The organism is Pleomorphochaeta caudata (assembly GCF_055395745.1).
The window spans coordinates 1,726,158-1,750,239 of the sequence record NZ_AP042458.1 but is presented as its reverse complement, the minus strand read 5'-3'; the positions used below and the strand labels follow the sequence as shown (position 1 = coordinate 1,750,239).

Here is a 24,082-nt window from a genome sequence, read left to right as displayed (position 1 = left end):
AAAAATATACTAATTTAACAAAATAAAGGAGCTATAAAAAGCTCCTAAAATTTAATAAATACTTAATTAAAATTAATGTGACATAAAACCACAATCAATTACTAATTCAGATCCTGTTACTGTTCTTGAGTCTTCACTAGCTAAATATAGTGCACCATTAGCAACATCCATAGGATCACTAATATGTGGTGGTAATGGAGAATTTACTTTTACTTCTTCCCATAATTCTGGAGTTCTCTCAAAAACAGTTTTTAACATATCTGTTAAAATCCCTGCAGGATGAATTGAATTTACTCTAATTTTCTTACTACTTAAAAATATAGCAGCATTTTTTGTTAATGAACGAGTACCACCTTTTGATGCACTGTAGGCAATATCACCGCCATCTGCAAAACCTGATGTTAAACCTGCAATTGAATCAATATTTACAATTGATCCACAACCACTTTTTTCCATTTCTTTATACACATATTTAATTCCTAAAAACGCTCCAAGAGTATTGGTTTTAAATACATTAATAAAGTTATCGACACTACATTCATCTAGTGTTTTCATTGTCATAATTGCAGCGTTATTTACAAGAATATCAATTCTTCCGTATTTTTCTACAGTAGCAGCAACTACTTTTTTCCAATCTTCTTCACTTGCAACATCTTGTTCCATTGCGGTCACTTCAAGATTATTTTCTTTCAATAAAGCAAATGCTTTATCTACTTTTTCAACATGATGGCCAGTTCCAATAACTTTAGCACCCTCTTTAGCAAATAATTCAGCTACGGCTAAGCCTAAACCTTGTCCAGCACCAGTTACAATTGCAACTTTACCTTTTAATCTATCCATAAAAATCTCCTAAAATCTATTTGAATAGTTTTCCTAATAAAATAATTTTTATTTTAAAACTTTATTCATAATGTAAATCGTTAAATTTACTATATAAACATAAATAACATATGTCAATTAATATTAGATATTTTTTTATCTAATATAATAAAAGTTTATTTAACATGACAAATTAGTACTTATAATATAGGGTTTGAGATATATTAATAGAAATTATCTTTTTGAAAATCCTCATAAAAATAGATAACAAGTGTTAAATAAATAAAAAAACTAAAAACTTTATTTGTAATACTAATTACAACTATATCTTTTGCAATATTTACTGCAACTATTTATATTTTAAAAATATTAGATGGGGTTGCATTTAATTTTTCAAATAAGAAATACGAAAAATTTTTATACAAAATATTTTTTATTCTTGATAGTTTCAATATCTAAGATTAGAATACTTATTATGTTGATAAAGAAAGGAAAAAAATTAAATAATTATTTATTTGTTATTTTACTTGTATTGGCTTTTGTTTGTTTAGTAATAAATATGATTATGGTAGCAAATGTAAAAGCACCTAATATATTTAACTCTGATAGAGGCAGTACGCTTAACCTAAATTTTGATATTTATGAAGATGGTAATATGATTACTACTTCTGCACTTCCTTATGCTTTTGATGACTCAATAAAAAACAAAGAAATTGAATTGATTTCTACTTTACCTTCAGATAAATCAATTAATAATTCATATCTTTTAATTAGAACTTCTGGATCTAGCCTAATAGTGGAAATAGATGGAGAGGAAATCTACAATTTTCACCAAGAAAATGTAAACGATTATGGCGGAGGATATTATAATTTTATTAAAATTCCTAACAACAGTGATAATAAGCAAATAAAATTAAAAATATTCTGTCCTACAGATAATCCTTTTTCACAAAATATAAATAAAATATTGATTGGAACTCAAGGTTTTTTAATAACAGAAGCTTTTGAAAGTGAATATGAATCTATATTTTTTGGAATTGTTTTAATTTCATTTGGACTTGTATTTTTGGGAAGTATTTTATTCTTTAATAAATCTTTTGTTAATCCTTACCTTCAATCTTTATCTCTATTGTTAATTTGTTTAGGGTTCTGGGTTTTTACTCAATCAAAAGCAAAACAATTACTCGGAATTACTAATCCATCATTACCAATGATAATAAGTTTTTTCACTATGGTTTCTCTACCTATCTGTTTATGGTTTTATACGTCTGTAAACTATAAAAAGATTAAGGACTATAAAATATTAAAGCATTCTGCTATTACTATTTTATCATTATATATCCCTATAACAATTATCTCATTTTTTAATGTTTCTTATACTAAGTTTTTATCTTTTATTGGAATTTTACTTTTGCTATACACTCTATTATTAGGAATAATTTCAATAAAGATATATAAAAAAGGTGAAAAACCACTCTTCTCTTGTATATTTGCATTATCTAGCATTCTAATTTCTATAATTGCAGAAGAGATATTACTTATTTTAGGAATAAGTATAAAACACGTATCTTTTCTACATTTAGGAATGGCTTTTGCTGCTGTAATTTTTATTTATAGAAGTATAGGCAATATTGTTGAGAAAAATTCAGAAAACAATGAAGCAAAACTTTTAAAAAAATTAGCATATATTGATGTTATTACTTTAGTTGAAAACAGGAATGCTTATGAAAAGTTCTTAAGAGAAAAAAGTAATTATTTTGATTATTTAGGAATAATACTAGCAGATGTTAATGGTTTAAAAATTATTAACGACAAATATGGCCATAAATATGGTGATGCATTATTAAAAAAAGTTTCAAAAGAATTAAAAGAGTCACTTCCTCAAGATAGTCATATATATAGAGTTGGTGGTGATGAATTTGTTGGAATTATTAGAACTTTATCCGAAAAAGAATTCAATAAGTTTATAAAGGAACTTCAAAAAAAATTTGTACCTTCAAAAAGTGATTTTGGAATGGCTATAGGTTCTTATTATTACAAAAAAGATAGTGGTGAAAATCTTAAAGAAGCAATAGAAAAAACTGATATAAATATGTACAAACAAAAAGAAGCTCTCAAAGATTTAATTTATAAAAACAACTTTGATAAAGCCATTTCTAAAGAATTATTATTCTCTGAAATAAACACTTAAATATTAAAATTACAACTTTATCCAATTCGAATAAAGTTGTAATAATATGATGTATTATTAAGTAAATTTTTCTCAAAATCTTATTAATTTTCTATAAATTATTATCTCTGAATTTAACAATCACCTACAAAGAGTAACATTAACTTATAAACAAATCTTTAAACTCTTGAGTTAAAACATTTACTAAGCCCAAATCAGTTATTTTTAAAACAGGGGCTGCAGGAAGTGCTGCAGTAGCTAATCTCATTATAGGATTATCATTTACTATACCTTGCTTTAAAAGCACTTGTTTCATGGTATTAACCTTTGAAACAAATTGTTTAGGATCTTCATTAGTAATTAAACCTGCAATTGGAAGTTCAACTTTTGTAACTTGTCCTTTATTTGAATATACAATTCCACCTTTAGACTTCTTTATTTCTTCAATTGCGACTTTAGCATCAGCTATATTATTAAAAACTACAGTAAGATTATGAGAATCATGACTTACTGTTCCTGCTAAAGCTCCTTCTTTTAGATGAAATTTTTCTACTACCCCAACAAAATAATTATCACTATCTTTGTGTCTGTTAATAACAGCAATAAAGTTTAATTCTTGAGTCCCTTCTAACGATAAATATCCATTTTTAACTGGTAATTTTACAATTTTTTCTAAGGTGAATAAACTTTCATAGCTTTCATATTCAATTACTCTAGTTTTTATATACCCTTCTTCAATTGGAGCTTTTATCTTCAAATTATCATAATCAAAATTATCAATAAAAATAGTATTTTTTGATTCAACTTCACTACTAAATTTTGGAAAAACTTTAGTCATTTTATTATCTTTAGCGACTAGTTCTCCTTCAAAGAATACTTCATCAACAATAACTTGATTTATATCTCCAATTAAAAAGTTTAGGTTTGCAATATAACCTGGAGCGATAGCTCCTAAATATTTAAGTTTAAAATGTTTAGCAGCAATAATTGTTGCAGATCTTATTGCATCTCCAAAAGATAATCCTGAATCTATTGCACTTTTAATACATTGATTCAAATGACCTTCATTCATCAATTGTTCGGCTTCAATATCATCGGTACATAGTGTTAATCTATCAAAGGTATCAACGCCTTTTAATCCGTTTATAATACAGTTAATGTTTTTGGCAAAAGAACTATCTCTAGCATCTACAATCATGCCATTTCTTACTGCTTGAAGTGCATTATCACCAGAGAAAAATTCATGATTACTTTGAGGGCCTCCGCATAAATATGCAGAAAGTTCTCTTGGATTTTCTCCATAGAAATGACCTTGTATAAAACCATTCTTTTTTTCTGTAGCATCTATAATATCGACCATTCTTTTTTGGTTATTAATCACTCCAAAATAATCCATTACTTCAGCTAAGCCTAAAACATTTTCTTTATTTAATATTTCTTCAATTTCAGCACTTTCAAAGGTGGCACCTGATTTTTCTAAACCAGGTGCACTAGGTACACAAGAGGGAGCTAAAACAAATTGGTTCATATAGGTGTGTTTACCTGCTTCAAGCATATAATCTACCCCTTCCATGCCCATTACATTTCCAATCTCATGTGGATCTGTAACAATTGTTGTAGTTCCTCTAACAATTGCTAAAGTTGAAAAATTCTGAGGGGTCAACATACTACTTTCTATATGCATATGAGAATCAATAAAGCCTGGTACAATTAATTTATTTTTTGCATCATAATTAGCTTTAGCTTTCCCTTCATTAAAAAAGTTTTCTCTTGTTTCAATATATGCAATATATCCATTTTTTATATAGATTTCACCAGGATAGATTTCTTTAGTAAATACATTAAAAATTCTTGCATTTCTAATGATTAAATCACTTTCAACTCTATCCATAGCACAATCTATTAATGTTTTTCTCTCTTCTTTGTTCAATTTTTTCATTAATAGCCTCTAAACAATAAAATATAGCATCAATAATAAAGCTAAAATATATAATCCAATTTTTGTATCTTTTCCTTTACCATAGATCAACTTGATAAATACTTGAGCAATAATACCACCAGCAATACCAGCAGCGAAATCAGCAAAGAAAATTGTAAATATTATAGTAATAAATGGTCCAAAAGCTGTTTCAAATGTTGAGAAATCAATCTTTACAATGTCACAAATCATTAAATAACCAATATAAATTAATACAGGAGCTGTAGCTGCAATTGGAATTATTGAAACTACTGGAGCTAAGATAACAGCAATTAAGAATAAGATACCAGTGACTACTGATGTAAAGCCTGTTCTACCACCAGATTCAACACCTGCTGCAGATTCAACAAATGTAGTAATTACTGTACAACCAAACATAGCACCGATTGCGGTAAAACAAGAATCGACTAAGAAAGGTTTTTCAATACCTGGTAAGTTACCATCTTCATCTAACATGTTAAGTCTTCCACCTAAGCCTAATACTGTACCTAAAGTTGAGAAGAAATCTCCGAAGAAAGTTGCAAATAACAATGTGAAGAACATTGGTTTCATTATTTCAGAAAAACTAAATTTGAATAATAAATTGTTTACTGATGAGAAATCTGGTACTGAGAATGAAATTGCTGTATTAGTTATACCAAAAGGGATTCCTAATAAGGTTACAATAATTACAGAATATAATATTCCACCTTTTATCTTTTTATGTTCAAAAAAGACAATAATTAATAAACCCAAAAGAGCTAATAAAACTGTTGGTGAAGTAAAATCTCCCATTGCCATTCCAGTTGAAAAATTTGCAATACCAGCATCAGAAAATCCTAAATATACTAAAAAGAACCCAATAGCTGCACCAATTGCAATCTTAATATCTTTTGGAATCAATTCAACAATATACTTTCTTAAGCCTAATACTGTTAATAAAATAAATATAACCCCTGAAATCAAAGTAACAGTCATCATTGCTGCAAATGATATTTGATTTGATTGCAACATTGCGCCTAACAAGAAGTTAATACCCATCCCTGTTGATAATGCAAAAGGGAAATTAGCATACAAACCCATAATAATTGTAGAAATACCGGTAATTACTGCGGTTAATACAAATATAGCAGTGCTTGTAATTTCAACACCATTGATATCGACAAATGAAGCATTAGGTCCAATTATCGCAATAGGTTGTAAGAATAATACATAAACCATTGTTAAAAACATTGTTAAGCCAGCGATGACTTCAGTTCTGTAACTAGTTTTATGACCCTTTAAGTCAAAAAGATTTTTTTTAGTATTTTTATCCATATATTCTCTCCTTAGTCTAGAATTCTATTACCTATTGTAAGTATAGGGGCAAGAGCAAATTAAAATTTTTTTTATTTTTTTATAGCAAAAGAAATTAGATAAATTTTAATAATTATAATCATTCATTTTCTTTATTTTTTAGCAAAAATATAATGCAATAAAAAATTTTTCATTTTTATCTTGTACCTATACTAGGTATAGGCTATATGCTCATATTAATAAAAATTTTAATTGGAATTTTTTATAAAATTTGGAGAGATTTTAAAATTGAATAAACAAAAAGAAATAAAAGGAATTATTTTAGCAATATTGGCTGCTACCCTATTTGGAACACATCCTAGCTGTGTTTACTTTTTAAGAAGTGAAGGAATGGAAATTTTACCTACTCTATTAATTAGCAGTATTCAATGTTTTGCTATATATCTATTAATTTTAAAAATGACAAATAAAATTAATTCATTAAAGATTACAAAACTACAATTTAAAAAATTATTGTTATCTTCTAGCTTATTTTACTCAACAATTTTTTTACTTTTTGCCTCATATTCAAAAATTCCTTCAGGGCTAGCCACAGTTATTCATTTTATTTATCCCAGCTTAGTTACAATTATTTCTGTTTTAACACAAAGAGATAAATTATCAAAATCATTAATTATAGCAATTATTGCAACTTTTTTTGGAATTTTATTAGTTTCTAATCCATCTAATAATAATCTAAATCCAATTGGTATAATATTTGCGATTTTTTCTGCTATAGTTTTTAGTTTATATATTTATATGATAAATGATAAAACTTTTGAGAAATTAGATAATACAGCTTTTGTTTTCTATATTTCTTTATTTGGAACAATATTATTATTTATAATTATTTTTACAAAAAGCTTATTAATTAATTCCTTTACAATTATGTGGGGAGCTCTTTCCTCTAGTGTTTTAATTGGTGCATTTGCTCTTGGTATTACTCAAGCAATTGGAGTACTCTTTCTAGCTAAAGCAATAAAATATATTGGAGGACCAATGGGAGGCGCCTTAACAGCTTTTGAACCTCTAACAGCAGTACTAATCGGTACAATTTTTTTCGCTGAAAAAATGCCTTTTTATTGCATAATTGGGTGCTTACTAATTTTAAGTTCAATAATTTATTTATCAATTGCTAAACTAAGAGAAAATCCATTAAGGAATAAAAAACTTGCAAAATAATAAATTATTAGTAAAAATAAGAATATAAGGGATAGCTATATGTTAGAAAAACTTACAATAGGACAATTGGCAAATATTTTTAATATAAATATTCAAACACTTTATTACTACGATAAAGTAGGCCTGCTTGTACCCTCTTACAGAAATTCTGTTACAGGAATCAGAACTTATTCTTTTAAACAAGTTCAACAGCTATCAACTATTCTTTACTTAAAAAAATGTGGATTTAGTTTAGAGGAAATAAAAGCACTAGAAAAAAATTTAACGCCACAAAAAGCTAGGGAAAAACTAATAGAAAAATCTAATGAAATAATGAAACAATGGAAAGAAATAATTGAATTAGACAATGCCTTGCACAGAAAATTAAAATATGTTGATGATGAATTAGCCTTAAGAGAAAAAGAAGAAGCAAAAATTTTATATAGGAAAAAAAGATATTTTTTAAAGATTGGAGTTGAAGAATCAGCTTACGGTAGCCAATTTCTCTACTACCATCCTTGTGTTGTTTGCTATTTTCCAAGTGAAAAAGTGTTTGGAGCTATAATAGAAAAAGGTGAAGATTTAGGGGATGAAAAAGGTCCTATTTTAACAATACCTAATGGAAATTATTTAATTGAATATCATAAAGGCCCTTATACAACCATACATGAACATCAAGAAAAAATAATGAAAGCAAATCCAAATTTAAAATTTACAAAAAATGTTTATACTTTTGATATTGTTGATGTTATGAACTGTGCAAATATTGAGAATTTTATAACAAAAATGGAATTCCAATTAGAAAATTAATAAAATCATGAATAATTCAAAAATCCTTTCATACTAGGATAATATTTCATTTCTTTTTGATTTTAATCTAGTTTTTTAGGTTTTTGATTAATTTAATTCGAAGCAATTAAAATCTATTCTAAATACAGACTTTTTATAATAAGCAAGGGTCCTTATTTTTAAGGACCCTAAACTTTATAATATTAATTATTTTTTATAGCTTTCTTTGCATTTTCCAATGCGTCTATTACATCATCACACCACTTATCAAATTCTAAATCTTCTTTTTGTAATTCTGGATGTTCTAAAATATTTTCAACACATTCCTTTATTCCCTGATCAAATCTAATTTCAGCAGTAAAGCCTGGAACTAATTGTTTTAATTTTGAATTATCAAAAATAACACTATTAGCTTTATCTCCTATAAGACCACCATAAAAATCATATGGACCAACCGCATCTAAAAAAGCTGAAGAGACATGGTAAGGTTTTAATTCAACACCTAAAGCATTAGCTATTGCCTGATAAATTTGATTCCAAGTTAAGCTTTCATCTGATGTTATTTGAACAGCTTGACCAATGGAATGAATATTGCCTAATAAACCAATAAAAGCTTTTGCAAAATCTTTATTACTTGTCATTGTCCATAAAGAAGTACCATCTCCATGAATAATTACTCTCTTACCTTCTAACATTCTTTTTGCTATTTGCCAACTTCCATTATCACCATGAACACCTAAAGGAATTGATCTATTACTATATGTATGACTTGGTCTAATAATTGTAACAGGGAAACCTTCTTCTCTGTATAATTTCATCAAATAATCTTCGCATTCAATTTTCTTTCTTGAATATTCCCAATAAGGATTTGCTAAAGGTGTTCCTTCAGTGATTCTATAATCTGTAGGAGGTTTTTGATAAGCTGAAGCAGAACTTATAAAAATATATTGCTTAGTTTTTCCTTTAAAAAGTCTATAATCTCTTTCTAAAGCAGATTTATCAAAAACGATAAAATCAGCAATTACATCAAAAGATAAATCTTTAATAAGCATCTTTACCGAATTTTCGTCATTTATATCACAAGTTAAATATGTAACACCCTTAGTACCTAATTCTTCATTTCTAGAGCCTCTATTTAAAATATACAAATCTGTTTTCATACTTATTAATTGCTTTGAAATTGCTGTACTAATAGTACCTGTACCACCGATAAATAATACTTTCATCTTATTCTCCTATTTATATTTTAAATCCTTTATAAGGATAAATTATAAAACATCTAATATGTAAAAACTATATAAATTATTAATAAATTTTTGCAACTCTTCCTACTAAGTTCGATTCTAACCTAACTTTTATCCCATGGGGATGTTTTGGAGAATTTGTAAGAATATCTTTTACTATCCCATCAGTTAATTTCCCACTTGCTTGATCTTGTTTAAGAATTATTGCAACTTTTAAACCAGGTTTTATATTTGCTCTTATTTTACCATCCATATTGTACCTCTGTTTTGAAGTATAGGCTTTTTTATCTGATAGGTAAATGTAAAAGAGAAATAAAAAAAAGGAGCCACAAGGCTCCCTGTATTTGATATTATTAAATTTTATTTTTTACCATCTTCTCTAAAACGAGTTAAGAACTCTTTGGTCCTTTTACTTTTTGGATGATAGAAAATATCATCAGAAGATCCTTCTTCTTCAATTTTTCCATCTGCCATAAAAACAACATGAGAAGAAATATCTCTAGCAAAAGCCATTTCATGGGTTACAACAAGCATTGTCATTCCCTCATGAGCTAAGGTTTTCATTACTTCTAATACTTCACCAACCATTTCAGGATCTAAAGCAGAAGTAGGTTCATCAAATAATAAAATTTCTGGATCCATAGCTAGAGCTCTTGCAATAGCAACTCTTTGCTTTTGACCACCTGATAATTGAGCAGGTTTAGCATTAATATAAGGAGCCATTCCAACTTTATCAAGATATTTCATAGCTTGTGCTTTTGCCTCTTCTTTACTCTTTTTTAATACTCTAATCTGACCAAGCATACAATTGCTTAAAACAGAATGATTATTAAAAAGATTAAAAGATTGGAATACCATACCAACTTTTGCTCTATAAGCTTCTTCTTTCATTCCACCATCATCTACTTTTTGACCATGAAATATTACATCACCTGAAGTTGGAGTTTCTAATAAGTTAATACATCTAAGTAATGTAGACTTACCAGAACCTGAAGCTCCTATAATAGTAGTTACATCCCCTGTATTAACATCGAAATCAATATCAGTTAATACTTCGTTTTTACCAAAAGTTTTAGACAAATGTCTAACATTTAATATTTCACCCATTATAGTCTCTCCCTTGATGGAACTTGAGCAGAATTTAATCCACTTGTATAAGCTAAAGTATCAGTAGTCGCTAAATCAAAGTTTGCAGGACCATCCATTTTCTTTTCAATATATCTCATTATTTTTGAACAAGTGAATGTTAAAATGAAATATATAATTAAAGTAACAGTAGCAGCTTCAAAATATGTATAAAGAGCCCCTGAAATACTCTTAAATGTAAAGAATAATTCAACAGTACCGATAATTGATAATACACAAGTATCTTTGATATTAATAATTAAATTATTACCAATTTGAGGCATGATTAAGCGAAGAGCTTGAGGTAAGATAATACTAGTCATTGTTTGAACGTGATTCATACCAATAGCTTTTGCCCCTTCTGTTTGACCAATATCAACAGAAAGGATTCCACCTCTTACTGTCTCTGCCATATATGCACCAGTATTAATTGATACAATTATTATAGCAGCTTGCCACATGCCTAAATTAATATTAAATAATTGGCTTGCACCATAAAATATGAATGCAGCCTGTAACATCATTGGAGTTCCTCTAAAAAACTCTACATAGATAGATAAAACAATTTTAAAAAATTTAACAATGACCCTACTGAAAGTACTAGAAGATTTCTTTAATTCGATTGTTTGTACAATACCAACACCAAATCCAATTAAACAACCTAAAGCAGTACAAATGATGGCTATTGTCATTGTAACACCTGCTCCCTTTAATAAAGAGACACTGTATGTTTGCAAAATGTAAACCATACGTTGAAGAAAACTCATTTCAGCAATACTCATTATATTTTCTACCTATCCTTATAAATTTTTTAGTTTGATAATGGTTGAACAGATATTGCTTCAGCCATCATTCTATTATAATCATTTTCATCCATAGTAGCTAAAATTTCATTGATAGCTTTTGTTAATTCAGGATTATCTTTAGATACTGAACAACTAATATCAATATCAGATTGGCTTAATTCAAAATCATCATCTGTTCCAACGAAACTTAAGATTTTCATATTAGGATATGCTACTAAAGCAGCTTGAGCTGTTGGCATATCAGTACAAATAAAGTCTACTCTTTTACTATTTAATGCTACTAACATAGCAGGAGCTGATTCTTGTGCAGGAAGCATTTTTGCACCATCAATTTGAGGTAAACAAGTATCATACCATAGAGTACCTAATTGGCTAGTACAAGATCCACCACTTAAATCACTTTTTCCTTGAGCGTTAGCAAATTTACTATCTTGTAGTGTCATACATACAACTGATGCATAATAATATGGATCAGTAAAATCAACCATTTGTTTTCTAGCTTCTGTTGGAGATTGACCGGCAATAACACAATCAACTGTTCCAGATTGAACTGCAGGTACTAATGAATCCCAATCTAATTTAACAATTTCTAATGGGCGACCTAAGCCTTCAGCAACAATTTTTGCCATCATAACATCATAACCATAAGCATAATCATTTGAATCAGCAATTTGTACTGCGCCATTTGAATCATCTGCTTGAGTCCAGTTATATGGAGCATATCCACATTCCATAGCAACTCTTAAAGGTTTTACTGCATTTTCATTATCAGTTGCTTTAGCTTCACTTGAGCCATTAGCAAAAACTGATGAAAAACTAAAAGCTAATAACAAAGCTAATAATAATAATTTTTTCATTTTGATCTCCCTTATTATTTAGTTGAAGAGTGTGTACCTTCATACCAATTAAATATGAAGTCAATATAACTCAACGTTATAATTATGTCAATAGTGTTATTAATTTAACATTTTGTTATCAAATTGATACAAATATAATAAATATTACAATTTCACCCAAATACTTAACAATATTAGAGTTATTACTCAATTGTTTCATAATTATTTCATTTTACCGAAAGAAAATATTTTTTTTTGTTTAAATAAATAAATTTTTTTTACTTAATAATTAATATTTTAAATATTTAAAAAAAATTTTATAATAAAAAGGCAGCTAAAATTTTTCTTTTTAATTTTTGAAAAATCTTTTAAACATTTAAATCTATAATAGGAATGTAAAAATGAATTTTGAAACTACTCCACAAGATTGGTTTAACCATATTTCACAAGAAATAAACACTAATGCTTTATTACAATTTGTAATTCAATCTAATGATAAAATAAATTATGAAATACTATATAAAGCAGTTAACTACTTGATTATTGAGGACCCTATTCTTGGCTGTATATTTAATGAAAATTTTAATCCACCAGTATGGCAATATGAATTTAAAAACTTTAAAACGCCTTGTTTTATTTTACAGACTGAAGATATGACTTCAAAAATAAAAGAAATACTTGAAATTGAAATCGATACTACAAAAGAGTTACCACTCTGTGTTTATTTATTAGAGAATAAGATTAATAACACTATTATATTAAAAGTAAACCATTCTGTGTGTGATGGATCTGGTATAAAATATATTTTAAAACAATTATCAACAATTTACACACAAATAGAAAATCATGAAAAAAAAGAATCTTCTCTAAATACTAATAACCGTAACACAAATAATTTTTATAGATCTTTTAATATAGAAAATATTAATTCATATTTTGAAGCAGAAAAAGCAGAAACTCCTCCTACCTGGGGCTTTCCAATTAATAAAAGCAATAATTCAAAACTCTTCACATTTAAATTATTAAGATATTCTAAAGATGATTTTAATAAAATAAAAGAATTTTCTAAATTAAATGAAATAACAATAAACTCATTATTTTGTGCAATTTATTTTAAAGCTTTAGTTCAAACACTAAAAATAAAGGATCAAAATAAAGAACTACAATTTATGATTGATTTAAGAAAATATTTGGATAAAGAAAGACCACAAACAATCTGTAACTTAGCCACGACTTTAAATGTAAAATTATCCACAAAATTTAAAAATTATAAGAATTATTTTAAATACACTGATAATGAAATTAAAAATTTAATAAATTCTAAAGATTTTATTCATAACACAATAGCTGGTGATTTATCAAAGGATTTAGGTTATTCAAAACTAAAAGATGCATTTATTACAGAATGGGACGAAATAAAAAATACTGAAAGTTGTACACCTATGATTACTAATTTAGGTCTATTTGACAAAAATACAATTAAGTTTGGCTCTTCAACAATAAGTGATATTTATTTTATATCTCCAGCTTTTGTTGCCCCAGCTTTTATGTTATCTCTTTTTACCTATAATAATACAATAAGTATCTGTTCTAGTTATTATGAAGAAAATATATCTTCAAAAATAATAAATAATTTATTTAATAACATGGAGATACAAATCAAAGAATTATTAATAAAATAAAATTATATTTCTAGCTGCTTTTTTTTGTTTTCTAAAACAGTTTTTGCAGCACAATTTGTTAATTCTAATATACAAGGTGCAATTAAAGAGTATTCAACTCTTGTTCCCATTCTTGAATCATTTACCAAACCAGCTTCTTTTAGTTGTGATAAATGTTTTGATACTGCAGATTTTGGCACCCCTATCTCTTGTGCCAATTCACAAACACACCAAGATTTCTCTTTTAATTTTTCTAAAATATATACTCTCATTGGATGAGCTAAAGCCTTAAACATTTGAGCTTGTATTTCAGCTCTTTTAAATTCTTTTTCACTTATCATATATTTAAATATTTCAAAAACTATTCTCTTTGTCAATGAAATACTTGACTATTTTATTATAAAGTTTCAATATTAAGAAACTTTGAAACATACAGGTTAAAAAGCATCATTAAAATACTTAACCATTTATTTTAGGAGAGACTTTAGATGAAAGATAAAAAGAATATTATGTTAATAACATTAGGTATGCTTGCATTCTTAACAAACGGAGATAACTATGCAGCAGCTCCATTATTAATAAAAATATCACAAGATCTAGGATTAGAATTACAACAAGCAGCAATATCAGTTACTGCATATATGCTTTCTTTTGGATTATTTACATTAATCTTTGGGCCTTTGTCTGATAGATATGGGAAAATCAATATTATTAGAATTGCATCCTTTGGAACTGCTATTTTTAGTATTATGGGAGGATTTGCCTTTAATTTAACTAGTTTAGTTATATTTAGAAGTTTTAATGGCGCATTTGGAGCAGGTATTTTCCCTGTAACAATGGCTTTAGTTGGACAATCCTTTAATGATAAAGAAAGACAGGGAGCTCTAGCAAAAGTTATGGGATTAATGTTCTTAGGTGGCGCAACAGCAACTGCACTAGGTGGTATAATTTCTTATTTTGGTTCTTGGCGCTTAGTTTATATAATTTATGGTATTGGGGAATTAATTATTGCTTTCATCATTTTAAAAATATTAGAAAAAGATAAGGGCGTTGTTGATAAACTTAATTTCATTACGGCTTACAAAGCTCCTCTTTCAAATTATCGTTTTATGAGATTAGTATTAGTAATTTTCTTTGTAGGTTTCTCTGTATTTGGTAGCTTTACATATTCAGGAAAATTATTACAAACATTAACAGGCTTTAGTGTTTTACAAGTTGGTTTAATTTTATCTTTCTTTGGTATTGGTACTGTAATTGGAGGAAGAATTGCTCCAAAAGTCAAAAAGAGATTAAAAAATGCCTTTTTAGCTGTAGCTGGCATTTTAGGATTCATGGGATTATATGGACTCTCTACATTTACAAATATATATTTAATAATCATTTCTTTATTCATCTTTGGCGTTGCTTTTATATTCTTACAATCAACACTAGTATCTACAGCACAAGCAAAATTACCAAAAATGAGAGGGACTGCTATGTCTCTAGCCTCATTTAATATGTTTGTTGGAGGAGCTGTAGGAACAGCAATTAATGGAAGAATAATAACTAACACGAGTATTAATTATATTTTCCAATATGCTTCCTTTGTAATATTAATTGTTGGTTTTATTGCTGCAATATTTATTGCAAGATTCGAAATGAGACAAAGACAAATAATGAATTAAAAATAAAACAATAATACTCAAAAGATCAGTTAAACAATAATTAAGTTTAACTGATTTTTTTATAGCCTAATACTTATAATTTTTATATAAAATCATATTGACCTAGAGTTAACTTTATCTTTTATGCTCTTAATTAATAATATACATACAAAAATAGGAATAAAAATGAAAAGAATAATTTTAATCTCAATAACTACCCTTTTCTTTGTAATTTTAGCTATTTCTTGTACCTCAGAAAATACTAACAAACAAGTTGAAATACAAGAAACTCATAAGGAGAAAACAATTATGGAAAATAATCAAAAAACAACACCTATAATACTAGAAATGAATGGAAAAATTATTCATGGAACTTTAAATGATACTCAAAGTGCCCAAGCTTTTAAAGAATTACTACCATTCTCTGTTACTGTATCAAGAGCAGCAGACGATCTTTGTGGTTCAGTAAGTGAAGATTTACCTTTTGATCCAACTGAAGGCAAAAAAGAATGGGAAATCGGAGAAATAGGATGGTTTGGAGGTTGGTTCACAATACTAGTAGATCATGAAGAACAATTTAAAAATATGCCTAATATTTCAATAATAGGATCAATTGATAAATCAGATATTGAAACTGTTAAAGCCTTTAAAAATCGTGTCGATATCATAATCAAGACTGCAAAATAAAAAAAAGCTCCTAAATTAAATATTAGTTTCTTTAGAATCATAACTACAAAAAGACTGAGAGTCTCACCCCTTTAGCATTGTTAGTGATTAATTTAATCAAAAAAAATATACCTATTTGCTTAACAATCTTTAGGATTTATTAAATAGCTACAAAAATAACAAACCTTAAAGTCTAAAAATTATTTTAGAGACTAAAAGGTTTGTTATATATTTTATTTTTTCAATACTCAAGGCCTAGAGCATTAGAATTTTAGTAGGCTTAATATTTTAATTATTAAAGACTTGCAAAATCTTCATCAGTGACTTCTTCTAACCATTCATTTGAAGTATTTTCGCCTGGAAGTTCAAAAGCTATATGACTAAACCAAGTATTTTTTTGTGCACCATGCCAATGCTTTACATCAGTTGGGATATATACAACATCCCCTTCTTTTAATTCTTGTGCGGCTTTTCCTTCTTCTTGATACCAACCTTTTCCAGCTGTACAAATTAGCATTTGTCCACCGCCACTTGTTGCTTTATGAATATGCCAGTTATTTCTACAAGCAGGTTCAAAAGTTACATTTGCAAGGAATAGAGGCTCAACACCTGGTTTTGTAACCATATTTAAATATGAATTTCCAATGAAATATTGAGCATACATTTCATTAAAGATACCCGTTCCAAAAATATTTGCTTTATCAAATTCTTCTTTAGTTTCATATATCATTGAAGCTTTTCTACCATTAAATTGAGTGTTTTCTGCTGTTTCAGCTAGTGCATTATATACTTCATCTGTTACTGGTTCTAACCATTCATTACTTGTTTCAACACCTGGAACTTCTAAAGAAATATGGCTGAACCAACTATCTTTTTTAGCTCCATGCCAATGTTTTGCATCAGTTGGGATATAAATAAAAGAACCTTCAGAGAGACTAATAGGATCTTTCCCTTCTTCTTGGTACCAACCTTCCCCTGCTGTACAAACTAACATTTGTCCACCACCAGATTTTGCATGATGGATATGCCAATTATTTCTACAACCAGGTTCAAATGTTACATTAGCTAAGAAAACTGGAGTTTCACCAGGTTTTACTAAAAAATTCAAAAAAGAATCTCCAATAAAATATTTAGCGAACATATCATTTGGAATACCTGTTCCAAATATATTAACTTTATCAAATTCAGTTTTATCAATGTATTTCATTAAATTTACCTATCCTTATTTATATTATTTATAAATCTTATATTATATAGTGTACAACCTAGAGTAAGCTTTAGGTCAAGGGTATACAAAAAATTTCTCACATTTTCTTTATAAAATGTATTAATTTACTAATAAATTTTAAAAAAAAACAGGCATTATAATTTGCTAAGATATAACAAACTAAACAACACCTGTTATTTTTCTATAATAAGTAGTTAATAAATTTATTTATTTAAAGAATCAACTATACCATCATTATTGGCATCTAATCCTATTTGACAAGAATTTATTATATTATTGTAGATAGTACTATACCAATCTACATTACTATTTAAATCAATAATAATAGGATTCGTTCCACCTAGAACTCTATCCCCTAAATTGATATCTTTAAAAAATGAATCCATATCAAAGGTTAATATTACAGAATTATTTTTAGAATCAATCTTAAAACCATCTGTATTATTTACTTCAAAAAGATTTGTTCCAGAATAATGGAAAAACACTCCTGTAACATGATCTGATGCATCATGGTAGCTTCCTCTTAAATATATTGAATCAGCATTATTATACACTTGTTTCGACAAATTCATTTCAACAGATTCATAAGTTCCATTAATAAGATTTACATGACCAATTTCTTTACTTGAATTAGAATCATATAAGTCTATAGAATAAGGCCCTGGAAACATTTTATTACTTTCTACAATTTTTTCTTGATCTGATCCACCTAAAATGTTTATATCAATACCTTCAAGACCAATTTTAGCTTCTAGAAGCTCAAAATAAGGAACAAAAGGTTCAGTAGTAAATTTTTCTGAATACTGCTCTCCCTTATAAATTACTGAAAAAGAAACATCAGTACTTCCTGCTTCCCCTAAATCACACCCCATAAATAATGCGGAGATTAATAAAGCTATTAAGCAATAACATAAATAAGTATTTTTTTTCAAAATCTCACCTTTCCTCTCAATTATTAATTTACACTAAAAATAATTGATTATAATAAATTATTATAAAAAAAATTAATAAATATTTTTTTATTGATTAACACCTTAACATAACTTTTATATTTAAAGAATTAGTTTTAATTATTTTTTTATAAAATATTATAATTAAACTTGTTTAGTAAAATAGTTTAGTGTTAACAATAAAAAAAATACTACCTTCTAATTTCTTAGTAAGGTAGTACTTGTCGTTCTTCTAATTGTTAATTCAATAGAATTTTTACTTAAGCATCATAAGCAGCTTTTAAAATCTCTAGAACTTCTTCTTTAGTTAATTTTTTATAGCTTCCTAAAATGATTGTTGAATTTGCAATTGGTTCTAACATATCTTCAGTAGTTCCTAATTTTTTCAAATTAGTTATAATTCCACATTCATCAGCAAATGCCTTTAATGCATCAATACCTGCTAGAGCTAATTCATCTTTAGTTTTACCTTCAGCATCAATTCCCCAAACCTGTGTTGCAAAACGAACAAATTTATCTAAACCATTTTTGTAAATTGCTTTGTAATATGGGATAGAAACTGCAGCTAATCCCATTCCATGAGCACAATCTGTATAAGCACCTAATTGATGTTCAATCATATGTACTTGCCAGTCTTGTGTTTTACTTAAACCCATAATAGGGTTCATTGCTAATGTAGCACTCCACATTAGATTACTTCTTGCTTCATAGTTTTCATTATCATTTACTGCAATTTTAGCACTATGAATAATTGAACGTAATAAACCTTCAATTAAGTAATCAGTTGTAACATCATCTTCTCCAGAAAAATAACTTTCCATTAAGTGTGACATCATATCAAAGATACCACTTACCATTTGATATTGTGGTAAAGAGAAAGTATATTCAGGATTCAAGATAGAAAATTTTGGATTAACATTAGCAGGGAATACTCTACCCATCTTTAGTTTCATATCATTATTTGTAATTACTGATCCACCATTCATTTCTGAACCAGTACCAGCTAAAGTTAAAATTGATGCTACTGGAACTATTTTATTATCAACTGGAGCAAATTGTAACCAGTATTTTTGCCATGCATCACCTTCGCAATATGCAGAAACTGAAATACCTTTAGCACAGTCAATTACAGAACCACCACCAACAGCTAAAATTAAATCTACATTATTTTCTTTTACAAGATTTGCACCTTCTTTAACTTTATCATATGTTGGATTAGCCATAATTCCATCTAATTCAAAAATATTTTTTCCACTTTCTTTTAATATTGCTACTACTTTATCATAAAGACCAATCTTTTTAATTGAACTTCTTCCGTAAGCAATTAAAATATTATCACCATAATTTTCTAATTCGGCTTTTAAATTATTTAAAGAATCTTTACCAAAATAGATTGTAGTTGGATTTTGATATGTAAAATCTAAATTCATCATTCTCTCCTATTTATTTAAGTTTTCTTTAAAGAATGATTCTAATTTGTCAAAAGGAATCAAGTCTGTTCTATCATATAAGTCAATATGTCTTGCACCTGGAACAATATATAATTCTTTAGGTTCTTTTGCAGCTTTATAAGCATCTTCACTAAAGTAACGTGAGTGTGCAATATCACCAGCAATTAATAAAATTGGTCTTGGAGATATTGAATCAATATAGTTCAATAATGGGAAATTCATAAAAGCTAATGAACTTGTTAGAGTAAATGCAGCTGGAGCATTTGGATGATGACCTCTTTTCATTGCATAGAATTCAAAGAATTCACTTGTAATTGGATCTAATCCTTCTGGAATTTCTTCTTGAGGTGTACTTGGGAAACCAGCTGGGATTTCAGGAAGTCCATTTTCAAAATCCTTCCATCTTTGTTCACCTAATTGATCTAAAGTTTTATTTCTTTCTTCCTCAGTCATGCTGTCCATCCAGCCATATCTGTTTACACGACTCATATCATACATACTTGCTGTAGCAACAGCTTTAATACGGTGGTCAACTTGTGCTGCCTTTAAGGCAAATCCGCTACTACCACAAATACCCATAGCACCAATTTTGTTTCTATCAACATATGAACGAGTACCTAAAAAGTCTACACCAGCACTAAAATCTTCTGAGAATACATCAGGGGAAGAAACTCTTCTTGGTTCTCCACCACTAGTACCATTATATGATTCATCAAATGCGATTGCTACAAAACCTCTTTCTGCAAAAGTTTGAGCATATAATCCAGCACCTTGTTCTTTTACTCCACCATAAGGTGTTCCAACAACAATAGCAGGGTATTTTTTTGTCATATCAATATCGACAGGCATATATAAATCAGCAGATACATCAATACCGTATCTATTACGATATGAAACTCTATTTACGATAACTTTTTCACTTTTTGGAAATATTTTATCCCACATAATTTTTTCTCCTATAATTATATTTTATATTTTCTAAATTTTAACAATTCTTGATTTTCTAAATCATTACGTTAATAACATAATTTATTAAGCTATTAAAAAAAATATCAATTCCAACATAATTATTGCCTATTCCTACAAAATTCTAGTGAATTATATTTCTTTTTAATTTAAAATGTGCATAATTCAATTGAACAAAGAATTTTTATTTGAGGTGATTTATGCAAAATAAAATTGATATAATGAAAGATAAACTTTTAACAAAACTTCCAAAAGAAGGAGTTTTAAATAGCACTCTTAAAGGTGTTGAATTATTTAGGATTGATGATCCTTTCAAAAAAAGGCCTCAATTATATAATCCTCAAATAATAATTTTAGCACAGGGTAAAAAAAATATTTATCTAGGAGACAATACATATTTCTACGATAGAGATCATTACTATGTACAAACAGTTCCTCTATCTGTTGAATGTGAAGCTATAATTGAAAAAGATAAACCTATGGTAGGTCTTACAATTACTATCGATCCTCAAATAATTGGTGAAATATTATTTGATATGGATATAAAACCTCCTAAGACTTCAACAATTCTAAACAGTTTATATGATGCACCAACCTCAGATAGTGTAATTGATGCAGCTATTAGATTAATTGATGTAATAGGGAATAAAAATGAAACAAGAGTTTTAGGTCCTTTATATGTCAAAGAAATAATCTTTAAAATTCTTAGTGGAGAAAATGGTGAAATATTACGAGAATTAGCTGTAAATAATAGAGGATTTTATCAAATTTCAAGAATTATAAATAATATACATGAAAATTATTCTAAACCTTTTGAAATACAAGAACTTGCAAGTGAAGCAGGAATGAGTGCCACAGCTTTCCATTCTGCTTTTAGAGCAATAACAAGCACATCCCCTCTTCAATATATAAAAAACATTAGATTGTATAAAGCAAAAGAAATGATACAAACAGAAGGCGAAAAAGCTAATGTAGCAGCTATTAGAGTTGGATATGAAAGTCCTTCTCAATTTAGTAGAGAATATAAAAGATTTTTTGGAACCACACCTGCAAAGGATAAAAATAATGTGGCGCTATATGCACAATAAAATATAAAAATATAAAAAATAAAATTTACTATAATAGGAGATTAATTATGAGTAAAAAAGTAACAGCGGGTAGAGATGCTTTAGGAGATTTTGCTCCAAAGTTTGCTCAATTAAATGATGATGTTTTATTCGGAGAAGTTTGGTCAAGAGAAAAAGAACTTTCACCAAGAGATAGAAGTTTAATCACTGTAACAGGATTAATGGCAAGTGGTATTTTGGATAGTTCTCTTATGTTCCATCTACAAAGTGCTAAAAATAATGGCATTACTAAAGAAGAAATTGCTGAAGTATTAACTCATTTAGCTTTTTATGTTGGTTGGCCTAAAGCTTGGGCTGTATTTAGAATGGCTACTGAAGTTTGGAAAGACTAGTAAAAATTAATATTAACTGTATGATAAAACTAATTTATTTAAACTATAAATTAGTTTTTGATTACAAGTTATAAAAAAGAAGGCTAATATGAAAATTAAATTAACACTAGAGACTCAAGATACTATTATTTTTAATATGGATAACAATAAAACTACTCAAAGTTTTTTAGAACAATTACCATTAAGTTTAGATTTTGAAGACTACAGTAGAACAGAAAAAATCAGTTACTTACCAAAAAAACTTTCAACTTTAGGAGCCCCTAATGGATATGAACCAAAAGTTGGAGATTTCTGCTTATATGCGCCTTGGGGCAACTTATGCATTTTTTACAAAAACTTTTCTTATGCCACAGGTCTTATAAAACTAGGTAAGGTAATTGAAGGAAAAGAAAATCTTAAATATATAGAAGGTCAAGTAAAAATAGAAGTAATCGAATAGTTTAATAAAACAATAAGGATTAAATATGCCATCAAGGCTAAAGTACAAAATAACAATAGATATTTTAATGACAATTACCTTAATTATTCTTATGGGATATATTTTCACCATGGATTTAACCCATGAAATAATTGGTACTATTATGATTGTTCTATGGATAATTCATAATATATTAAATTGGAGATGGTATAAATCTATCTTAAAGACTAAAAATACTTTAAAAAAAATACTAATTACTAGCTTAAATATTTTACTATTAATATCTGTCATCGGATTAATAATAAGTAGCATAATATTATCTTCATATGTATTTTCCTTTTTAAACATAGATAAGGGTATAAATTTTGCAAGAGTGCTACATATGGTATCTTCTTACTGGTGTTTTATACTTTCTGCTTTACATTTAGGATTACACGTAAATACCATAATTAATGTTATAAATAAAAATTCAAACTTTTTTTTAAACAAAAAGATAAAAATAATATTCAAAACCTTATTTTTAATATTATCTATATTTGGAATATATGCATTTTATAAACATAATTTAATATCATATATGTTCTTAAGAGTTCAATTTGTATTCTTTGATTTTGAACAATCACTCTCATCATTTTTATTTGATTATGTATCAATGATTATCTTATTTTCATCAATTACATATTATTTAAATTTAAATACAAAAAAGAAAACAAAGGGAAAAATAAATGAATAACAAACTAAAAAAAATAGTATTAGCAATAATATTAATAAATATAATTTCTCCAATTTTTGCACAATCAAAATCCAAGATTCTTATAGCATATTTTACTTGGGCAGAAAATACAGAAATAATAAATAGGGCAAAGGCTATTAAAGATGAAACTAATCATATTTTTAGTATGGAAGGAGATTCAGTTGATGCTACTTCAAGTGCTAGTGTGATTCCACCAGGAAATATTACTAAAATTGCTAAAATTATCCAAAATAAAACTGGAGGAGATTTATTTTCAATCCAAGTAGTAGATAAATATTCTTGTTATTGGGATGAATGTTTAAATAGAGCTTCTGTAGAAAAAGCTAGAAAAGCTAGACCTGAATTAATAAATGAAGTACCTAATATTTCTGATTATGATATAGTATTTTTAGGCTTTCCTACTTGGTGGTACACCATTCCAATGGCTGTAGCAACATTTGTTGAAGAAAATGATTTATCAAATAAAACAGTTATTCCTTTTGTAACACATGGAACTAGCGGTGTTGCAAGAACAATTAAAGATTTAAAACCACTATTACCAAAATCAGCAAATATAGAAAAAGAAATTGGAATATATAGATCACAAATTAACCAAGCACAAAGCAAAGTTGATACTTGGTTATTTGATTTAGGATTTTAATAGT

24 protein-coding genes are annotated in these 24,082 nt (G+C 27.6%); 11 read left to right on the top strand and 13 right to left on the bottom strand.

What is annotated here, in order from left to right; translation table 11 throughout:
• Positions 1–72: 72 nt before the first annotated feature.
• Positions 73–840, bottom strand: coding sequence for an SDR family NAD(P)-dependent oxidoreductase (locus tag ACZ5RS_RS08150; protein WP_464634297.1), 768 nt, complete (start codon positions 838–840; stop codon positions 73–75).
• A 454-nt stretch (positions 841–1,294) separates the two neighbouring features.
• On the opposite strand from ACZ5RS_RS08150, the gene ACZ5RS_RS08145 reads away from it, so the two are divergent.
• Complete coding sequence (locus tag ACZ5RS_RS08145; protein ID WP_464634295.1) at positions 1,295–3,010, top strand: GGDEF domain-containing protein; 1,716 nt, start codon at positions 1,295–1,297, stop codon at positions 3,008–3,010.
• 139 nt (positions 3,011–3,149) lie between these two features.
• On the opposite strand, the gene ACZ5RS_RS08140 is transcribed toward ACZ5RS_RS08145, so the two are convergent.
• Positions 3,150–4,928 (bottom strand): adenine deaminase, encoded by a 1,779-nt coding sequence (locus tag ACZ5RS_RS08140; protein ID WP_464634293.1) that lies wholly within the window; start codon positions 4,926–4,928, stop codon positions 3,150–3,152.
• Between the two features lie 9 nt (positions 4,929–4,937).
• Positions 4,938–6,263 (bottom strand): NCS2 family permease, encoded by a 1,326-nt coding sequence (locus tag ACZ5RS_RS08135; RefSeq protein ID WP_464634291.1) that lies wholly within the window; start codon positions 6,261–6,263, stop codon positions 4,938–4,940.
• 267 nt (positions 6,264–6,530) lie between these two features.
• Between ACZ5RS_RS08135 and ACZ5RS_RS08130 the strand changes: the two genes are divergently transcribed.
• Positions 6,531–7,463, top strand: a complete 933-nt coding sequence (locus ACZ5RS_RS08130) for a DMT family transporter (protein ID WP_464634289.1) — start codon at positions 6,531–6,533, stop codon at positions 7,461–7,463.
• Between the two features lie 39 nt (positions 7,464–7,502).
• On the top strand, positions 7,503–8,252 hold the full coding sequence (locus ACZ5RS_RS08125) for a MerR family transcriptional regulator (RefSeq protein WP_464634287.1): 750 nt from the start codon (positions 7,503–7,505) through the stop codon (positions 8,250–8,252).
• 182 nt (positions 8,253–8,434) lie between these two features.
• Here ACZ5RS_RS08125 and ACZ5RS_RS08120 read toward each other — a convergent pair whose 3' ends face one another.
• From ACZ5RS_RS08120 to ACZ5RS_RS08100, 5 genes are all read right to left on the bottom strand, one after another.
• Positions 8,435–9,457 carry an NAD-dependent epimerase/dehydratase family protein gene (locus ACZ5RS_RS08120; protein WP_464634285.1) on the bottom strand — a complete coding sequence of 341 codons (1,023 nt, stop codon included), beginning with the start codon at positions 9,455–9,457 and terminating at the stop codon, positions 8,435–8,437.
• Between the two features lie 79 nt (positions 9,458–9,536).
• Positions 9,537–9,728 carry a YwbE family protein gene (locus ACZ5RS_RS08115; RefSeq protein WP_464634283.1) on the bottom strand — a complete coding sequence of 64 codons (192 nt, stop codon included), beginning with the start codon at positions 9,726–9,728 and terminating at the stop codon, positions 9,537–9,539.
• A 107-nt stretch (positions 9,729–9,835) separates the two neighbouring features.
• Positions 9,836–10,582 (bottom strand): amino acid ABC transporter ATP-binding protein, encoded by a 747-nt coding sequence (locus ACZ5RS_RS08110; protein WP_464634281.1) that lies wholly within the window; start codon positions 10,580–10,582, stop codon positions 9,836–9,838.
• Entirely contained in the window at positions 10,582–11,382 is an 801-nt protein-coding gene (locus ACZ5RS_RS08105; protein ID WP_464634280.1) for an amino acid ABC transporter permease, read from the bottom strand. The genes ACZ5RS_RS08110 and ACZ5RS_RS08105 overlap by 1 nt, the downstream gene beginning before the upstream one ends.
• A gap of 29 nt (positions 11,383–11,411) precedes the next feature.
• Positions 11,412–12,263, bottom strand: coding sequence for a transporter substrate-binding domain-containing protein (locus tag ACZ5RS_RS08100; protein ID WP_464634278.1), 852 nt, complete (start codon positions 12,261–12,263; stop codon positions 11,412–11,414).
• A 380-nt stretch (positions 12,264–12,643) separates the two neighbouring features.
• Here ACZ5RS_RS08100 and ACZ5RS_RS08095 point away from each other — a divergent pair, with 380 nt between their 5' ends.
• On the top strand, positions 12,644–13,924 hold the full coding sequence (locus tag ACZ5RS_RS08095; RefSeq protein ID WP_464634276.1) for a condensation domain-containing protein: 1,281 nt from the start codon (positions 12,644–12,646) through the stop codon (positions 13,922–13,924).
• Between the two features lie 2 nt (positions 13,925–13,926).
• On the opposite strand, the gene ACZ5RS_RS08090 is transcribed toward ACZ5RS_RS08095, so the two are convergent.
• Positions 13,927–14,244, bottom strand: a complete 318-nt coding sequence (locus ACZ5RS_RS08090) for an ArsR/SmtB family transcription factor (protein WP_464634274.1) — start codon at positions 14,242–14,244, stop codon at positions 13,927–13,929.
• A 147-nt stretch (positions 14,245–14,391) separates the two neighbouring features.
• Between ACZ5RS_RS08090 and ACZ5RS_RS08085 the strand changes: the two genes are divergently transcribed.
• Together ACZ5RS_RS08085 and ACZ5RS_RS08080 are read left to right on the top strand one after the other, a co-directional pair.
• Positions 14,392–15,567 (top strand): MFS transporter, encoded by a 1,176-nt coding sequence (locus tag ACZ5RS_RS08085; protein WP_464634272.1) that lies wholly within the window; start codon positions 14,392–14,394, stop codon positions 15,565–15,567.
• Positions 15,568–15,732: 165 nt separating this feature from the next.
• Positions 15,733–16,233, top strand: coding sequence for a cyclophilin-like fold protein (locus tag ACZ5RS_RS08080; protein WP_464634270.1), 501 nt, complete (start codon positions 15,733–15,735; stop codon positions 16,231–16,233).
• Positions 16,234–16,507: 274 nt separating this feature from the next.
• On the opposite strand, the gene ACZ5RS_RS08075 is transcribed toward ACZ5RS_RS08080, so the two are convergent.
• The 4 genes from ACZ5RS_RS08075 to ACZ5RS_RS08060 form a co-directional block, all read right to left on the bottom strand.
• Positions 16,508–17,419 carry a cupin domain-containing protein gene (locus ACZ5RS_RS08075; RefSeq protein WP_464634268.1) on the bottom strand — a complete coding sequence of 304 codons (912 nt, stop codon included), beginning with the start codon at positions 17,417–17,419 and terminating at the stop codon, positions 16,508–16,510.
• 224 nt (positions 17,420–17,643) lie between these two features.
• A complete protein-coding gene (locus ACZ5RS_RS08070) occupies positions 17,644–18,372 on the bottom strand; it encodes a hypothetical protein (RefSeq protein WP_464634266.1) in 729 nt (242 codons plus the stop codon).
• Between the two features lie 278 nt (positions 18,373–18,650).
• Positions 18,651–19,820: an iron-containing alcohol dehydrogenase gene (locus ACZ5RS_RS08065; RefSeq protein ID WP_464634264.1), complete on the bottom strand. Its 1,170-nt coding sequence runs from the start codon at positions 19,818–19,820 to the stop codon at positions 18,651–18,653.
• Between the two features lie 9 nt (positions 19,821–19,829).
• Positions 19,830–20,786 carry an alpha/beta hydrolase gene (locus ACZ5RS_RS08060; RefSeq protein ID WP_464634262.1) on the bottom strand — a complete coding sequence of 319 codons (957 nt, stop codon included), beginning with the start codon at positions 20,784–20,786 and terminating at the stop codon, positions 19,830–19,832.
• Between the two features lie 221 nt (positions 20,787–21,007).
• On the opposite strand from ACZ5RS_RS08060, the gene ACZ5RS_RS08055 reads away from it, so the two are divergent.
• The 5 genes from ACZ5RS_RS08055 (at position 21,008) to ACZ5RS_RS08035 (ending at position 24,078) form a co-directional block, all read left to right on the top strand.
• Entirely contained in the window at positions 21,008–21,895 is an 888-nt protein-coding gene (locus ACZ5RS_RS08055) for an AraC family transcriptional regulator (protein ID WP_464634260.1), read from the top strand.
• A gap of 47 nt (positions 21,896–21,942) precedes the next feature.
• Positions 21,943–22,266 (top strand): carboxymuconolactone decarboxylase family protein, encoded by a 324-nt coding sequence (locus ACZ5RS_RS08050; RefSeq protein ID WP_464634258.1) that lies wholly within the window; start codon positions 21,943–21,945, stop codon positions 22,264–22,266.
• An 88-nt stretch (positions 22,267–22,354) separates the two neighbouring features.
• A complete protein-coding gene (locus ACZ5RS_RS08045) occupies positions 22,355–22,705 on the top strand; it encodes a cyclophilin-like fold protein (RefSeq protein WP_464634256.1) in 351 nt (116 codons plus the stop codon).
• 25 nt (positions 22,706–22,730) lie between these two features.
• On the top strand, positions 22,731–23,417 hold the full coding sequence (locus tag ACZ5RS_RS08040) for a DUF4405 domain-containing protein (protein ID WP_464634254.1): 687 nt from the start codon (positions 22,731–22,733) through the stop codon (positions 23,415–23,417).
• On the top strand, positions 23,410–24,078 hold the full coding sequence (locus ACZ5RS_RS08035) for a flavodoxin (protein ID WP_464634252.1): 669 nt from the start codon (positions 23,410–23,412) through the stop codon (positions 24,076–24,078). The genes ACZ5RS_RS08040 and ACZ5RS_RS08035 overlap by 8 nt, the downstream gene beginning before the upstream one ends.
• Positions 24,079–24,082: the final 4 nt, after the last annotated feature.